The organism is Pseudomonas sp., from assembly GCF_017744435.1.
Lineage (GTDB): Bacteria > Pseudomonadota > Gammaproteobacteria > Pseudomonadales > Pseudomonadaceae > Aquipseudomonas.
The window spans coordinates 1-14,330 of the sequence record NZ_JAGIBG010000005.1 but is presented as its reverse complement, the minus strand read 5'-3'; the positions used below and the strand labels follow the sequence as shown (position 1 = coordinate 14,330).

The window sequence follows — 14,330 nt, the reverse complement described above, 5'->3', positions numbered from 1 at the left end:
TGGCTCGCAGGTAAACCGGGCTTGCGCTGCTAGGCTCAATCTCACTGTCACCCAAGGAGAGCGCTCATGACCGATCATCACACTTACAAGAAGATCGAGCTGGTGGGTTCGTCCCACACCAGCATCGAAGAGGCGATCAACAATGCCTTGGCCGAAGCCGGCAAGAGCATCAAGCACCTGGAGTGGTTCGAAGTGGTCGATACCCGTGGCCATATCCGCGACAACAAGGCGGCACACTTCCAGGTCACGCTGAAGGTTGGCTTCCGCATCGCCAACAGCTGAAACATTCCCGGGCTGGAATAGCCTGGCGTGATGGCGTTATAACACCGGAGGGCGCCTTGGCGGCGCCCTTCTGGTCTTTTCTCATCTGTACAAGGAATGCGATCGATGAAGAAACTGTTGCTGGCGTTGGGTTTGATGGTACTGGCCGGTGGGGCGATGGCCGCCGGCAAACCCTGTGAAGAGCTCAAGGCCGAGATCGCCTCGAAGCTCGATGCCAAGGGCGTGAAGGGCTACAAGCTGGAAATCGTCAAGAAAGGCGAGCCGGCTGGCAAGGTAGTTGGCAGCTGTGAGGCGGGTCGCAAGGAGATTGTCTACCGCCGCAGCTAAGGTGCTGGATTCTTCGCGGGCAAGCCCGCGAAGAAGCTCACTCGGCCTTGAGGGCCTGCGCCATCAGCTCATAGGACCGAATCCGGTCGGCATGCTCATACAAGTCACAGGTAAAGATCAGCTCATCCGCCCCGGTCTGCTCCAGCAGCACTTCTACCTTGGCCCGCACCTTCTGCGGGCTGCCGATCATCGCCAGGCCCAGGAAACTCCCCACGGCATCGCGCTCATGGGGCAGCCATAGCCCGTCCATGCTCGGTACAGGCGGTTTCTGCATCAGGCTCTGGCCACGGATCAGCGCCAGAATGCGCTGGTACACCGAGGTCGCCAGGTATTCGGCCTGTTCGTCGGTTTCCGCCACCACCATCGGAATCCCCAGCATCACATAGGGCTTGTCCAGCGTGGTCGATGGCTTGAAATGGTCGCGGTAGATGCGGATTGCCTCATGCATGTAGCGCGGGGCGAAGTGCGAGGCAAAGGCGTACGGCATGCCGCGCATACCGGCCAGTTGGGCGCTGAACAGGCTGGAACCGAGCAGCCACAGGGGCACGTCGGTGTCGTGGCCGGGTACCGCGATCACTTTTTGATCATCGGTGCGTGGGCCAAGGTAGCGCGACAGCTCCTCGACATCATCCGGGAAGTCATCGGCGCTGCCGGCGCGGTCACGGCGCAGGGCGTAGGCAGTCATCTGGTCGGAGCCTGGCGCACGGCCCAGGCCCAGGTCGATACGCCCCGGATACAGGCTGGCCAATGTCCCGAACTGCTCGGCGATGACCAGCGGCGCATGGTTGGGCAGCATGATGCCACCGGAACCGACGCGGATGGTCGACGTGCCGCCGGCCAGGTAGCCGATCAGTACCGAGGTGGCCGAGCTGGCGATGCCGTCCATGTTGTGGTGTTCGGCCACCCAGAAGCGGTTGTAGCCAAACCGCTCGACATGCCGGGCCAGGTCCAGCGAATTGTGCAGCGATTGCGCCGGGCCTTTGTCGGCGCGCACCGGCACCAGGTCGAGGGTGGATATCTTCAGGTCACGCAGCTGCGTCATCGGAGCCTCCGCAAGAGTGGTTGGCCCGGAGGCCTTTTGGACTCTGTATGGGCAGATTCGAAGGATTCAATGCTCACCGGGCGATTGCTCTGAACTTGCCGCAGGACACTGACCTCGAAAATGTAGGTAAGTAACCCTATGACCAGGAGGCATCATGAAGAAGACAGCATCGGCGATCTGGCAAGGTGGCCTGAAGGATGGCAAAGGCCTGCTTTCCACCGAAAGCGGCGCGCTCAAGCAGAACCCCTATGGTTTCAACACCCGTTTCGAGGGCTCGCCGGGGACCAACCCGGAAGAGCTGATCGGCGCGGCCCATGCCGGCTGCTTCTCGATGGCGCTGTCGATGATGCTCGGGGAGGCAGGGTTCACCGCAGACCGCATCGATACCATTGCCGAAGTCACGCTGGACAAACAACCCGACGGCTTTGCCATCACCGCCGTGCACCTGATCCTCAAGGCCAAGGTGCCGGGGGCCAGCGAGGCGCAGTTCCTCGACATCGCCAACAAGGCCAAGGCTGGTTGCCCGGTGTCGAAGGTGCTCAACGCAAAGATCAGCCTGGACGCCGCATTGGTGGGCTAGGCGGCGCAACGGTGACGGTTTGCTGTAGTCTAAACAGCGTCGGCAGCGCAGCTGCCTTGCCAGGAGCCGTTCCATGATTCGCGTAGCAATCGCCGTGCTGGCTTCACTTGTGGCCACTTCTGCATTGGCGGCGGTGAAACCGTGCGAAGAACTCAAGGCTGAGATCGAAGCCAAGATCCAGGCCCAGGGTGTGACGTCCTACACCCTGGAAATCGTGCCCAACAGCGAGGTCAAGGATCAGAACATGATCGTCGGCACCTGTGATGGCGGGACGAAAAAGATCATTTACCAGAAGAACGACCGGTAAGTGATTGGGGCCGCACTGCGGCCCCAATGCTTTACGGGATGCAGAACACGTCGCTCGGCTCGTTCACCACCACCTTGCGGCTGGCGTCGTACAGCAGCACCTGCGGGTCCATCACCGGTGCCCGCGCCTCCAGGCGATAGCGCTCGCCGGCCTTGAAGTCGTCGAAGCGCACGGTCAGGTAGCAGGTCCGGTCCTTGGGGCTGGTGAGCATGCCGCCGGCATAGATTTCATAGTCGAACCGCACCACCAATTCATGCTTGCCAGGGGTCAGCTGGAAGTAACGGCCGTCGTCCAGGCGCTGGCCATCGAGGCGGTCGGCCATGAGCAGGCGGCCAGGGGTCACGGTGTAGAGGTCGACCCAGGCCTTGGCGGGGTCTACGGGCGGCAAGGGGCTGGCGCAAGCCCCCAGTGCACTGAGGGCGATCAGCATCATGGGCTGGCGCATGGCAAAACTCCCACTCGCGATACACGAGTTACAAGCATAGCGCCGTTTGTGCGGTTCAGGTGCGTTGGCAACCTGCTGGCAGGCCCTGCCCGACCAGTTTCTGCTGGTGGTCGTAAAGCTTGATCCATGGGCGGAAGCCGATACTGCCGGCCTGCAGCTGGTAGCGCTGGCCGGCGCTGAAGTCCTTGAAGGTCAGCTTGACCTGGCAATCACGCCACAATGGCTCGTCGACCGGGCCGATATTGCTCGGCGTGACCGGGAATTGATAGCGCACGGTCAGCTCGTGGCTGCCAGGTGGCACTTCGAAATAGCGCGTGTCGGCCCAGTCGCGCTCGTCCACCTGCTTCGCGTCCAGCGAAGTATCGTCATAGGGGGTGAGGTCGACCCAGGCCAGGTTCGGGTCCGGGTCGGGCAGGGTTGAACAGGCAGAAACCAGCAGCAGTGAGCCGGTGACCAACAGTGCACGCATGGCGAAACTCCCCCTTGGCGAGATAGTCTTGGAGCGCATTGGCCATGAGCACGTTGGATAGCCCCAGATGGATCTCTTTGTTCTTCTCAAGCGCTCAGGCCCTGGGCCACTCGACTGCGTTTTCAGGCGTTTGGTTCCCCTGCTGGCTGCCTTTCTGCTGAACGGTTGCAGCACCGTGGGCTATTACGGCCAGTTGGCCGAGGGGCAATGGCAGCTGTTGCGGGCGCGCCAGCCGGTGGACAAGGTGATCGCCGACCCGGCCAGCAGCCCGCGCTTGCGCGCTCGCCTGGCACATGCCGAAGCGGCGCGGGTATTTGCCAGCGAGCAGCTCAAGCTGCCGGACAACCAAAGCTATCGGCTCTACGCCGATTTGCAGCGCCCCTACGTGGTGTGGAACGTGTTCGCCACACCTGAGTTGTCGTTGCAACCGGTGACGCATTGTTTCCCCATTGCCGGCTGCGTCGCCTACCGTGGCTATTACCGCCAGGGCGCTGCGCGTGGCGAGGCGGCGCTGATGCGCGAGCAAGGTCTGGACGTGTACGTGAGCGGCGTCGAAGCGTATTCGACGCTGGGCTGGTTCGATGACCCGATTCTTTCTTCCATGGTCGGTTGGGGGGATGAGCGGCTCGCCACGTTGATCTTCCATGAGCTGGCCCATCAGCGCTTTTATGTGCAGGACGACACCGAGTTCAACGAGTCGTTTGCCACCTTCGTCGAGCAGGAAGGCACGCGGCAATGGCGCACTGCCCGTGGGCTTGCGGCGACTGGGGAGGATCAGTCGCAGCAGCGCGACCAGTTCACCCGGTTGGTGCTGGCCAGCCGTGAGCGGTTGCAGGCGATTTATGCAGGGCCCTTGGATGACGCGCACAAGCGGGCGGCCAAGCAGGCGGAGTTCGAGCGCTTGCGGGCTGAATACAAACAGGTGCGGGACAGCCAGTGGAACGGCGACAAGCGCTATGACGCCTGGATCTATGCGCCATTGAGCAATGCCAAACTGTTGCCGTTCGGGCTTTATGACCAGTGGGTGCCGGCGTTTGCGGCTGTATTCCGAGAGGTGGGTGGGGATTGGGCGCGGTTTTATGAGCGGGTCGAGCAGCTTGGGCGGTTGCCGGCTGTCGAGAGGAAAGCGGTGTTGCAGCGGTTGATGTGAGCCTGTGAAATTTTGGGGCTGCAAAGCAGCCCCGTGGTCCTCAGCCCTGGATAAAGGCCTGATGCAACTCGGCCACAGTAGCGAAATGGAAGGCCGGCGCCTCAGCCACCAGCTCTTCCCGGCTACCAAACCCATACCCCACCGCCACCGCCTGCAACCCATTGCTGCGAGCCCCGATCAGGTCATGCTTGCGGTCGCCAATCATCAGCGTCTGCGCTGGATCCAGCCCTTCCTCATCCAGCAGATGACGGATCAGCTCGACCTTGTTGGTCCGCGTGCCATCCAGCTCGCTGCCGTAGATCACCTTGAAGTGGTGATCGAACGCAAAGTGCCGGGCAATTTCCCGGGCGAACTCCCACGGTTTGGACGTGGCGATATACAGCGTCCGACCTTGCCCATTCAGGGCTTCGAGCAGCTCCGGCACGCCTTCGAACACCAGGTTCTCGTACAAGCCAGTGACACGGAAGCGTTCCCGGTAGAAGTTCACCGCTTCCCACGCCTTGGCTTCATCGAAGCTGTAGAACTGCATGAAGGCCTGCAGCAGCGGTGGGCCGATGAAGTGTTCGAGGCGGGTCAGGTCCGGCTCGTCGATGCCCAGCTTGGCCAGGGCGTACTGGATCGAGCGGGTGATGCCCAGGCGCGGGTCGGTCAAGGTACCGTCGAGGTCGAAGAGGATGTTCTGCTGGTGCATGTTCGTCTCGGTAGTCGGGTTCATTGCGGTTGGTCGTAGCCTTCGGCCAGGTGCTGGTCCTTGAGCTTGACGTAGTTGCCGGCGCTGTAAGGGAAGAAGGCGTGCTCCTGGTCGTTCAGCGGTCGCACCTGCTTCACTGGGCTGCCCATGTACAGGTAGCCACTGACCAGGCGCTTGCCGGGCGGCACCAGGCTGCCGGCACCGATGATCACTTCGTCTTCGACGATGGCGCCATCCATGATGGTGCTGCCCATGCCGACCAGGATGCGGTTGCCCAGGGTGCAGCCATGCAGCATGACCTTGTGGCCGATGGTCACCTCGTCACCGATGATCAGCGGGAAACCGTCGGGGTTGAAGGGCCCGGCGTGGGTGATGTGCAGCACGCTGCCGTCCTGCACGCTGGTGCGCGCGCCGATGCGGATGCGGTGCATGTCGCCACGGATCACCGTCAGCGGCCAGACAGAGCTGTCTTCGCCGATCTCCACGTCGCCCAGGACCACCGCCGAACGGTCGACAAACGCCCTGAGTCCCACTTTCGGAGTGTGTTGCTGGAAGCTGCGGATGGCCATGATAGCGTCTCTCATCTTTGCCGATAGGCAGGCTGCCTGCTGCGGTCGGCGTCGATTGTAATTAAGATGGGGCAGTGTTTCTCCTGCCAAGGTATCCGAACCGTGAGTGCGAACAACCCGCTTCTGCAGTCCTACGATCTGCCGCCCTTCTCGCAAATCCGTGCCGAACACGTGTTGCCGGCGATCGAAGCGATCCTGGCCGACAACCGTAAAGCCATTGCCGAGATCCTCGAACAGCAGGGCGAGACCCCTACCTGGGCCGGCCTGGTGCTGGCCATGGACGAACTGAACGACCGCCTGGGTGCCGCCTGGAGCCCGGTCAGCCACCTCAACGCGGTGTGCAACAGCCAGGAACTGCGCGAGGCCTATGAGTCCTGCCTGCCGGCGCTGAGTGCCTACTCTACCGAACTGGGCCAGAACCGCGCGCTGTTCGAAGCCTATGAGGCACTGGTCAACAGTCCGGAAGCCGCAGGCTTCGACGTGGCGCAGAAGACTATCCTCGACCACGCCCTGCGTGACTTCCGCCTGTCGGGCATCGACCTGCCGGCCGACCAGCAGCAGCGTTATGCCGAAGTGCAGAGCAAGCTGAGCGAGCTGGGCAGCCGCTTCTCCAACCAGCTGCTCGACGCCACCCAAGCCTGGACCAAGCACGTCACCGACGAAGCCGCACTGGCCGGCCTGACCGATTCTGCAAAGGCGCAGATGGCCGCTGCCGCCCAGGCCAAGGGCCTCGACGGCTGGCTGATCACCCTGGAATTCCCCAGCTACTACGCGGTGATGACCTACGCCAGCGACCGCGCCCTGCGCGAAGAGCTGTATGCCGCCTACTGCACCCGTGCTTCGGACCAGGGCCCGAATGCCGGCCAGTTCGACAACGGCCCGGTGATGCAGCAGATCCTCGACCTGCGCCAGGAACTGGCCGGGCTGCTGGGCTACAAGAATTACGCCGAGCTGAGCCTGGCGACCAAGATGGCCGAGTCCAGCGACCAGGTGCTGAGCTTCCTGCGCGACCTGGCCAAGCGTTCCAAGCCGTTTGCCGCACAGGACCTGGAGCAGCTCAAGGCCTACGCCGCCGAGCAGGGCTGCCCTGAGCTGGCCAGCTGGGATGCCGGTTATTTCGGCGAGAAGCTGCGCGAGCAGCGTTACAGCGTGTCGCAGGAAACCCTGCGCGCCTACTTCCCGATCGACAAGGTGCTCAGCGGCCTGTTCAGCATCGTCCAGCGCCTGTACGGCATCGAGATCGCCGAACTCAAAAGCTTCGACAGCTGGCACCCGGACGTGCGCCTGTTCGAGATCAAGGAAAACGGCCAGCACGTCGGCCGCTTCTTCTTCGACCTCTATGCCCGTGCCAACAAGCGTGGCGGTGCCTGGATGGACGGTGCCCGCGACCGTCGTCGCACGGCTGGCGGCGAGTTGCAGAGCCCGGTGGCCAACCTGGTGTGCAACTTTACCCCGGCCGCACCTGGCAAGCCCGCGCTGCTCACCCACGATGAAGTCACCACCCTGTTCCACGAGTTCGGCCACGGCCTGCACCATATGCTGACCCGCATCGAGCATGCCGGTGTGTCCGGCATCAACGGTGTGGCCTGGGACGCCGTCGAACTGCCGAGCCAGTTCATGGAAAACTGGTGCTGGGAGCCGGAAGGCCTGGCATTGATTTCCGGCCACTATGAAAGTGGCGAAGCCCTGCCCCAGGACCTGCTGGACAAGATGCTCGCAGCGAAAAACTTCCAGTCGGGCATGATGATGGTGCGCCAGCTGGAGTTCTCGCTGTTCGACTTCGAGCTGCACGCCAGCCACGGCGACGGCCGCAGTGTGCTGCAGGTCCTCGAAGGCGTGCGCGATGAGGTTTCGGTGATGCGCCCGCCGGCGTACAACCGCTTCCCCAACAGCTTCGCGCACATCTTTGCTGGCGGTTATGCGGCAGGCTACTACAGCTACAAGTGGGCTGAAGTGCTGTCGGCCGACGCCTTCTCGCGCTTCGAGGAAGAAGGCGTGCTGAATGCCGAGACCGGCCGTGCGTTCCGTGAAGCGATCCTGGCCCGCGGCGGCTCGCGCGAACCCATGGAACTGTTCGTGGACTTCCGTGGGCGTGAACCTTCCATCGATGCATTGCTGCGCCACAGTGGCCTCACCGAGGACGCTGCGGCATGAGCGAGGTAGCTGTGAACAAGACCAAGAAGCGCTTCATCGCCGGGGCGATCTGCCCGGCGTGCAGCGAGCCCGACAAGCTGATGATGTGGAGCGAAGACGACGTCCCGCACCGTGAGTGTGTGGCTTGCGGCTTCACCGACACCCTCAACGAACAGGGCCTGTCGGTGCCCAAGGAGCTCGGTACCCGGGTCAACCAGCTGGCGCCGAAAGCGGTGCCGGCCAAGGTGCAGACCGTGCAGTTCTTCCCGAACCCGAAGCTGAAAAAGCCGAGCGAATAATCCGGGTCGAAAAGGTGTTAGATAATGCCTGCCGCGGGAGTGGAGGGAGTGCGGATAGTTCTGCTCTTCTTCCGCATCCCGTCAGGTACTGTCATGACACTCTCACATGCTGCAAATTTGCTGGATTACCGGCAGGTCTCTCCCGACCAGGCCCTGCAGGCTATTGAAACCAGCATTGCCAACTATCGACTGGGCATCGAAGCGGTTGTCGAGCATCAGGCCACATTACCCACCTGGGACGATCTCGTCCTTGCCATCGATGCGCTCGATGCCGATCTTCAAGGCACTTTCTATGACTTCGCGCCGATGGCCAACCACAGCGATGAGTGGGGGCAGGTGTTCCAGAAGACTTATGTTGAGGCCGATGGGTGCTTCAAGGACAAGCTGCGAAATGTCGAGCTCTATCAACTCTATGATCGTTTGGCCAACAGCGCAGTGGGTCAGCATCTGGATTCGCGCAAGCAAGCGACGCTGGCGCTGATCCTTCAGGAATACAAGAACGGCGGCGTACACCTGAGCACGGATGACAAAGCCCGCCTGCAACAACTGGAAAAGCGAATAGGCGAGCTCTCTACACGGTTCCTGGCCAACGTCAATTCCTCCGTTGCATCCCTTGCCGTTCACATTACGGATGAAAGCCGACTTGAAGGCATTGCCGTTCAACAACAGGGGCAAATGCGCTCGGCTGCGCAGGCCGCAAAGCTCTCCGGTTGGCTGATTGCCTGCGACGAAGCCAATTTCACCCACGTCCTCAAATTTGCAAAAGATCGATCGCTGCGTGAACAGGTTTATCGCGCCTACCATTTGCAGGGTGTCAGCGACGACCCTGCGCTCGACAACGGTGAGGTGATTCGGGAGCTCGCTGAACTGAGAAATGAAAAGGCGCGCTTGCTGGGGTTCGAGGATCATGTGCAGCTGAGCGTGCAGACCAAGAGTATCGGCACTGTTGCCCGGCTGGAGGCGTTTCTGCAAAGTCTGGAAGATCGGGTGAAACCGGCCATGTCGGCCTTTAGAGGCACGATCGAGCCGCTAGCGGCAGCACATGGCATTGATACCCTCGAACCTTGGGATATCGAGTATCTGCACGCCAATGCCCGCAGCTCCGAGACCCAGCTTTCGGAGGCAACGATGCAGGAATACTTCACGTTCGAAGGTGTGGTGGCGGCGCTGCGCGAGATGGCCAGGCGGCTCTTTGGCGTTGAGTTGCAGAAGTTGAATGACTCAAACGCCTGGCATCCCAGCGTGCTCATCTTTGAGGTGATCAAGGATCATGCAACGATCGGTTACCTTTACCTGGATGCCCTGCAGCACGATGGCAAAGCACCTGACACGGTCCAGACCGTGACCCATTGGCATCGACGAGTAGATGCCGAGGGGCGTTACCACCGTGTCGTGGTTGCCGTGTACAGCGACGTACCTCAGGGGATTGATGGCCACCCGCCGTTACTGGACCACCTGGCACTCAGAAAGCTCTTCCACGAGTTTGGTCACGCCCTGCACAGTCTGCTGGTCAGCACGAACAGTCACCTGCTCTCCGACACGCGTCAGCTGGGCACCGATGGGGTGGAAGTGCCATCGAAACTCTTCGAGTGCTGGGTCTGGGATGCCGATTATCTGGCAAGTATCTGTGCTCACTACCAGGATGGTCGAAAGTTGAGCAGCGCTGAACTGAAGCCGGTGTTGAACAAGCTGCAAGCCGACAATGGCCGGTCAAGCGCGATGCTCCTGGGCCGAGCGTTTCTCGACCTGGGCTTGCACCGGTCGGCCAAGAACGCGCTGGACCTTTCCCGGCTCGTGACTGACAGCCATCAGCGCACCGGGCTCTGGCCGTTGAACGGTTTCGAGAAACCGCTGCACGGTTTCACACATCTGGTGACGGGTTACGATGCCGGCTTTTTCGGTTACCTGTGGGCGGATGTCCATGGGTGGGACCTGTTCAGCCGGTTCGAAGCGGCAGGCTTGCTGGATCAGCCTACCGGTCGAGCATTGATGGATGAGATTTTCGCACCATCCGTATCTCGACCGTTCTTGCAGAGTATCGAATCGTTCCTGGGCCGACCGACGAATGCCAACCGATTCCTGGAGTGGACAGGGCTGGCCTGATGCCGTTTCGGTGACCAGCGGCGCTGGTGTGATTCGCGCGAAAACTATACTGTATATAAATACAGTCTAGGTAGCGTCCATGATGATTCCTGCGTCGCAGAAAGGGCGTGGCACTGTCCTGCAACCACACAACCGTTTTGCTTCGTCCCGCTCCGTGGTCGAGGACGATGGTTGGTATCAGGAAGTGCCACTCACCCAGAGCACCGAGGTGCGCATCGAGAGGGCCAAGTCCGTCATCAGTCGCAATACCTCGCCCGACTTGCCCTTCGACCGCTCGATCAACCCTTATCGCGGCTGCGAGCATGGCTGCATCTACTGTTATGCCCGCCCCTCCCATGCATACTGGGACCTTTCCCCGGGGCTGGATTTCGAAACCAAGCTGATCGCCAAGACCAATGCTGCCGAAGTGCTTGCGCAGCAGTTGAGCAAGCCGGGTTATGTCTGTGCGCCGATCAACCTGGGCTCCAACACCGATCCTTACCAGCCAATCGAGCGCGAGCAGCAGCTGACGCGTCGATTGCTGGAAGTCCTTTTGCGCTTTCGCCACCCGGTAATCATCGTCACCAAGGGCGCGCTGGTGTTGCGCGATCTGGACCTGTTGGCCGAAATGGCCAGCCAGCGTCTGGCTCGGGTAATGATCAGCCTCACTACCCTGGACGACGATCTCAAACGCGTGCTCGAGCCCCGCGCGGCTTCACCCAAGGCCAGGTTGCGGGCCATTCGCGTCTTGCGCGAAGCCGGTGTGCCGGTGGGTGTCTTGTGCTCGCCGATGATTCCGATGATCAACGACAGCGAGCTTGAGCACTTGTTGGAGGCGGCCAAGGAAGCGGGCGCACAGAGTGCTGCCTACATGATGCTGCGCCTGCCGCTGGAAGTGGCGCCGTTGTTCGAGCAGTGGCTGCAGGACCATTACCCGCAGCGGGCGGCCCATGTGCTCAGCCTGATTCGCCAGAGCCGGGGTGGCGAGCTGTATGACAGCCGCTTTGGTGCGCGCATGCGTGGCGAAGGGATCTTTGCCGAGCTGTTGGCTCAGCGTTTTTCCAGGGCAATGAAGCGCCTGGACTTCGAGGGGCGGGAAGCGCAGGCGCTGGATTGCTCGGCCTTTTGCCCGCCAGGTGGTCAGATGGCGTTGTTCTGACAGCAGGTGGCGCTTGTAGACATCCCCAGTGTTACTCATTCAAGCAAATAATCTGAGTAATGACGCTTGGCAGTTGATGCTTTTTTGCTATTATTCAGCTCCCGCCTTATAGATCTGGAACGCCTGTTCTAGAGCCTTCGAATTAAGTTTCAGTTAAGTTTTCCCCGCTAGCGTAGGAAACCAGTCAGCGAAGACTGTGATCTATCGCCTGTGCGCGTCATCTAACTCTGCGCATAGCCAGAATCTTTCACCGGTAAAATGGATTTACCTACACACCGTCAAGAGGATGAATCATGCCCGTCAAGGACCCATCCAAGGTCGTTCCGCCAGCTCCAGCGGAGAGCGCCGATGCCGCCCTGAAGCACATCGTCGACGGCTTCCTGCGCTTTCACCATGACGTCTTCCCCGAGCAGCAGGAGCTGTTCAAGAAGCTCGCCACCGCGCAAACCCCGCGCGCCATGTTCATCACCTGTGCCGACTCGCGCATCGTCCCCGAGCTGATTACCCAGAGCTCGCCAGGCGACCTGTTCGTGACCCGTAACGTCGGTAACGTGGTACCGCCGTATGGCCAGATGAACGGTGGTGTTTCCAGCGCTATCGAATACGCCGTGCTGGCGCTGAAGGTGCACCACATCATCATCTGTGGTCACTCCGACTGTGGCGCGATGCGTGCCGTGCTCAACCCGCATTCGCTGGACAAGATGCCTACCGTCGGTGCCTGGCTGCGTCACGCCGAAGTGGCCCGCACCGTGGTCGAGAACAACTGCTCGTGCGGCAGCGAACACGAAAGCATGCAGGTGCTGACCAAGGAAAACGTCATCGCCCAGCTGCACCACCTGCGCACTCACCCGTCGGTGGCCTCGCGCCTGGCCGCTGGCCAGCTGTACATCCACGGCTGGGTCTACGACATCGAGACCAGCAAGATCGAAGCCTATGACGCCGCCAGCGACAGCTTCCTGCCCCTGGCCGCTGGCCAGCCGGTGCCTAGCGCCACTCCGAGAGGCCGCTACTAAGCGACTCGTCCACAGCTGAACCTTGAATAGCCAGCTGCACCCCATGGGGTGTGGCGCGGCCTTCGGCTGCCTTGAAAATGCCCTGACTACCTGCCGGCGATCGCGCTGGCGGCCCGCGCCTGCGCGCTCGTCAGGGGCCAAACGTGCCCACGGCCAGAGGAATGGCCGTGCGACAGAGAAAGGAGAACGATGGTGAACATGACACAGTTGAAAGCGGCCCTGCCGCGTGAGTTGCTGGCGTCGGTGGTGGTCTTTTTGGTCGCCCTGCCGTTGTGCATGGGTATTGCGATCGCCTCGGGCATGCCGCCAGCCAAGGGCCTGATCACCGGTATCATTGGCGGCATCGTGGTCGGCTTCCTGGCGGGTTCGCCATTGCAGGTCAGCGGCCCGGCGGCGGGCCTGGCGGTGCTGGTGTTCGAGCTGGTTCGCCAACATGGCATGGCGATGCTCGGGCCTATCCTGCTGCTGGCGGGGATCCTGCAATTGCTGGCCGGGCGCTTGCGCCTGGGGTGCTGGTTCCGTGTCACCGCGCCAGCGGTGGTGTACGGCATGTTGGCCGGTATCGGTGTGCTGATCGTGTTATCCCAGGTACATGTGATGTTCGACACGACGCCACAACCATCGGGCCTGCAGAACCTCCTGGAGTTCCCCTCCACCGTGGCTGCGGCCCTGCCTCAGGAGAGCGCCGGCTCCGGCTGGATGGCTGGCGCACTGGGGTTGGGCACCATCGCGATCATGTGGGGCTGGGAGCGCGTGCGGCCGCAGAAGCTGCGCTTCGTGCCAGGTGCCTTGCTCGGTGTGGCGGCGATGACCGCCATCGCCATGTGGCTGGCGCTGCCGGTGAATCGTGTGCAAGTACCGGCCGACCTGTCCGAAGCAATCGACTGGATACGCCTGGACGACCTGATGAAGCTCGCCGACCCAACTCTGCTGGTGGCGGCTTTCGCCCTGGCCTTCATCGCTAGTGCCGAGACGCTGCTGTCGGCAGCCGCCGTAGACCGCATGCACAGCGGCCAGCGCTCGGACTTCGACCGTGAGCTGTCGGCGCAGGGCATCGGCAACATGCTCTGCGGTGTGCTCGGCGCGCTGCCGATGACCGGGGTGATCGTGCGTAGTTCTGCCAACGTGCAAGCGGGCGCGCAAACTCGTGCCTCGGCGATCCTGCATGGCCTGTGGTTGCTGGCATTCGTGGTGGTGCTGAGTAGCGTACTGCAGCAGATCCCCGTGGCAAGCCTGGCCGGGGTGCTGGTGTTCACCGGCGTGAAACTGGTGGATTTCAAGGCGTTTCGCGGGCTGGGCCGTTATGGGCGGATGCCGATGTTCACCTACGCGGCCACCGCACTGGCGATCATCTTCACCGACCTGTTGACCGGTGTGCTGCTGGGCTTTGCCCTGACGCTGCTGAAACTGGCGTTCAAGGCGGCGCGGCTGAAGATCAACCTGGCGAGCCTGGAGAAAGACGGGCACATGGAGCTGCGACTCAGTGGTGCGGCAACCTTCCTCAAGGTGCCGGCACTGACCCAGGTGCTGGATAGCGTGCCAGCCGGGACCACCTTGCATGTGCCGTTGAGCAACCTGAGCTACATCGACCATTCGTGCCTGGAATTGCTCGAGGACTGGAGCCGGAGCAACGCGGCCAATGGGGCGCGGTTGGTGATCGAGCAGCGGCGATTGAAGCGGCGGATCGAGGGGCGGATGCGCACTACCGCAGGTGTGGGCGCTTGAGCTGAATAGCGCTGTTGCCTGTCCCGGCCTCTTCGCGGGCACGCCCGCTCCCACAGG

The 14,330-nt window shown here is 61.8% G+C and carries 16 protein-coding genes; 11 read left to right on the top strand and 5 right to left on the bottom strand.

From position 1 onward, the window contains the following. Positions 1–66 precede the first annotated feature (66 nt). Both J7573_RS05380 and J7573_RS05375 read left to right on the top strand, forming a co-directional pair. Positions 67–282, top strand: a complete 216-nt coding sequence (locus tag J7573_RS05380; RefSeq protein ID WP_103448359.1) for a dodecin — start codon at positions 67–69, stop codon at positions 280–282. A 105-nt stretch (positions 283–387) separates the two neighbouring features. Further along, positions 388–609 carry a DUF1161 domain-containing protein gene (locus J7573_RS05375; RefSeq protein ID WP_294326870.1) on the top strand — a complete coding sequence of 74 codons (222 nt, stop codon included), beginning with the start codon at positions 388–390 and terminating at the stop codon, positions 607–609. Positions 610–646: 37 nt separating this feature from the next. Here J7573_RS05375 and J7573_RS05370 read toward each other — a convergent pair whose 3' ends face one another. Then, positions 647–1,651 (bottom strand): LLM class flavin-dependent oxidoreductase, encoded by a 1,005-nt coding sequence (locus tag J7573_RS05370; RefSeq protein WP_294326868.1) that lies wholly within the window; start codon positions 1,649–1,651, stop codon positions 647–649. Positions 1,652–1,805: 154 nt separating this feature from the next. Between J7573_RS05370 and J7573_RS05365 the strand changes: the two genes are divergently transcribed. Next, positions 1,806–2,231 (top strand): OsmC family protein, encoded by a 426-nt coding sequence (locus J7573_RS05365; RefSeq protein WP_294326866.1) that lies wholly within the window; start codon positions 1,806–1,808, stop codon positions 2,229–2,231. A 73-nt stretch (positions 2,232–2,304) separates the two neighbouring features. Further along, a complete protein-coding gene (locus J7573_RS05360; protein ID WP_027917153.1) occupies positions 2,305–2,538 on the top strand; it encodes a DUF1161 domain-containing protein in 234 nt (77 codons plus the stop codon). Between the two features lie 31 nt (positions 2,539–2,569). Here the strand turns inward: J7573_RS05360 and J7573_RS05355 are convergent, their stop codons facing one another. Together J7573_RS05355 and J7573_RS05350 are read right to left on the bottom strand one after the other, a co-directional pair. Next, positions 2,570–2,983 (bottom strand): hypothetical protein, encoded by a 414-nt coding sequence (locus tag J7573_RS05355; RefSeq protein ID WP_294326862.1) that lies wholly within the window; start codon positions 2,981–2,983, stop codon positions 2,570–2,572. Positions 2,984–3,038: 55 nt separating this feature from the next. Further along, positions 3,039–3,452, bottom strand: coding sequence for a hypothetical protein (locus J7573_RS05350; RefSeq protein WP_294326859.1), 414 nt, complete (start codon positions 3,450–3,452; stop codon positions 3,039–3,041). Positions 3,453–3,519: 67 nt separating this feature from the next. Between J7573_RS05350 and J7573_RS05345 the strand changes: the two genes are divergently transcribed. Beyond that, positions 3,520–4,602 carry an aminopeptidase gene (locus J7573_RS05345; protein WP_294326857.1) on the top strand — a complete coding sequence of 361 codons (1,083 nt, stop codon included), beginning with the start codon at positions 3,520–3,522 and terminating at the stop codon, positions 4,600–4,602. Positions 4,603–4,642: 40 nt separating this feature from the next. On the opposite strand, the gene J7573_RS05340 is transcribed toward J7573_RS05345, so the two are convergent. Next, positions 4,643–5,293, bottom strand: coding sequence for an HAD family hydrolase (locus J7573_RS05340; RefSeq protein WP_294326855.1), 651 nt, complete (start codon positions 5,291–5,293; stop codon positions 4,643–4,645). A 20-nt stretch (positions 5,294–5,313) separates the two neighbouring features. After that, positions 5,314–5,862 carry a gamma carbonic anhydrase family protein gene (locus J7573_RS05335; protein WP_152958462.1) on the bottom strand — a complete coding sequence of 183 codons (549 nt, stop codon included), beginning with the start codon at positions 5,860–5,862 and terminating at the stop codon, positions 5,314–5,316. Positions 5,863–5,964: 102 nt separating this feature from the next. Here J7573_RS05335 and prlC point away from each other — a divergent pair, with 102 nt between their 5' ends. From prlC to J7573_RS05305, 6 genes are all read left to right on the top strand, one after another. Continuing rightward, entirely contained in the window at positions 5,965–8,016 is a 2,052-nt protein-coding gene (prlC, locus tag J7573_RS05330) for an oligopeptidase A (RefSeq protein WP_294326851.1), read from the top strand. Then, a complete protein-coding gene (locus J7573_RS05325; protein WP_294326850.1) occupies positions 8,013–8,294 on the top strand; it encodes a YheV family putative zinc ribbon protein in 282 nt (93 codons plus the stop codon). The genes prlC and J7573_RS05325 overlap by 4 nt, the downstream gene beginning before the upstream one ends. Before the next feature lie 93 nt (positions 8,295–8,387). Continuing rightward, positions 8,388–10,397 carry a M3 family metallopeptidase gene (locus tag J7573_RS05320; protein WP_294326848.1) on the top strand — a complete coding sequence of 670 codons (2,010 nt, stop codon included), beginning with the start codon at positions 8,388–8,390 and terminating at the stop codon, positions 10,395–10,397. Between the two features lie 79 nt (positions 10,398–10,476). Beyond that, positions 10,477–11,535 carry a PA0069 family radical SAM protein gene (locus J7573_RS05315; RefSeq protein ID WP_294326847.1) on the top strand — a complete coding sequence of 353 codons (1,059 nt, stop codon included), beginning with the start codon at positions 10,477–10,479 and terminating at the stop codon, positions 11,533–11,535. 293 nt (positions 11,536–11,828) lie between these two features. Then, positions 11,829–12,548, top strand: coding sequence for a carbonic anhydrase (locus J7573_RS05310; RefSeq protein WP_294326845.1), 720 nt, complete (start codon positions 11,829–11,831; stop codon positions 12,546–12,548). Positions 12,549–12,737: 189 nt separating this feature from the next. Continuing rightward, positions 12,738–14,273, top strand: a complete 1,536-nt coding sequence (locus J7573_RS05305; protein WP_294326843.1) for a SulP family inorganic anion transporter — start codon at positions 12,738–12,740, stop codon at positions 14,271–14,273. Positions 14,274–14,330 lie beyond the last annotated feature (57 nt).

What these genes read in the sequence shown, in the direction of transcription:
- J7573_RS05380 (WP_103448359.1), top strand. Translation starts at nt 67, where the DNA reads ATGACCGATCATCACACTTACAAGAAGATCGAGCTGGTGGGTTCGTCC.
- J7573_RS05375 (WP_294326870.1), top strand. Translation starts at nt 388, where the DNA reads ATGAAGAAACTGTTGCTGGCGTTGGGTTTGATGGTACTGGCCGGTGGG.
- J7573_RS05370 (WP_294326868.1), bottom strand. Translation starts at nt 1,651, where the DNA reads ATGACGCAGCTGCGTGACCTGAAGATATCCACCCTCGACCTGGTGCCG.
- J7573_RS05365 (WP_294326866.1), top strand. Translation starts at nt 1,806, where the DNA reads ATGAAGAAGACAGCATCGGCGATCTGGCAAGGTGGCCTGAAGGATGGC.
- J7573_RS05360 (WP_027917153.1), top strand. Translation starts at nt 2,305, where the DNA reads ATGATTCGCGTAGCAATCGCCGTGCTGGCTTCACTTGTGGCCACTTCT.
- J7573_RS05355 (WP_294326862.1), bottom strand. Translation starts at nt 2,983, where the DNA reads ATGCGCCAGCCCATGATGCTGATCGCCCTCAGTGCACTGGGGGCTTGC.
- J7573_RS05350 (WP_294326859.1), bottom strand. Translation starts at nt 3,452, where the DNA reads ATGCGTGCACTGTTGGTCACCGGCTCACTGCTGCTGGTTTCTGCCTGT.
- J7573_RS05345 (WP_294326857.1), top strand. Translation starts at nt 3,520, where the DNA reads ATGGATCTCTTTGTTCTTCTCAAGCGCTCAGGCCCTGGGCCACTCGAC.
- J7573_RS05340 (WP_294326855.1), bottom strand. Translation starts at nt 5,293, where the DNA reads ATGCACCAGCAGAACATCCTCTTCGACCTCGACGGTACCTTGACCGAC.
- J7573_RS05335 (WP_152958462.1), bottom strand. Translation starts at nt 5,862, where the DNA reads ATGGCCATCCGCAGCTTCCAGCAACACACTCCGAAAGTGGGACTCAGG.
- J7573_RS05325 (WP_294326850.1), top strand. Translation starts at nt 8,013, where the DNA reads ATGAGCGAGGTAGCTGTGAACAAGACCAAGAAGCGCTTCATCGCCGGG.
- J7573_RS05320 (WP_294326848.1), top strand. Translation starts at nt 8,388, where the DNA reads ATGACACTCTCACATGCTGCAAATTTGCTGGATTACCGGCAGGTCTCT.
- J7573_RS05315 (WP_294326847.1), top strand. Translation starts at nt 10,477, where the DNA reads ATGATGATTCCTGCGTCGCAGAAAGGGCGTGGCACTGTCCTGCAACCA.
- J7573_RS05310 (WP_294326845.1), top strand. Translation starts at nt 11,829, where the DNA reads ATGCCCGTCAAGGACCCATCCAAGGTCGTTCCGCCAGCTCCAGCGGAG.
- J7573_RS05305 (WP_294326843.1), top strand. Translation starts at nt 12,738, where the DNA reads ATGGTGAACATGACACAGTTGAAAGCGGCCCTGCCGCGTGAGTTGCTG.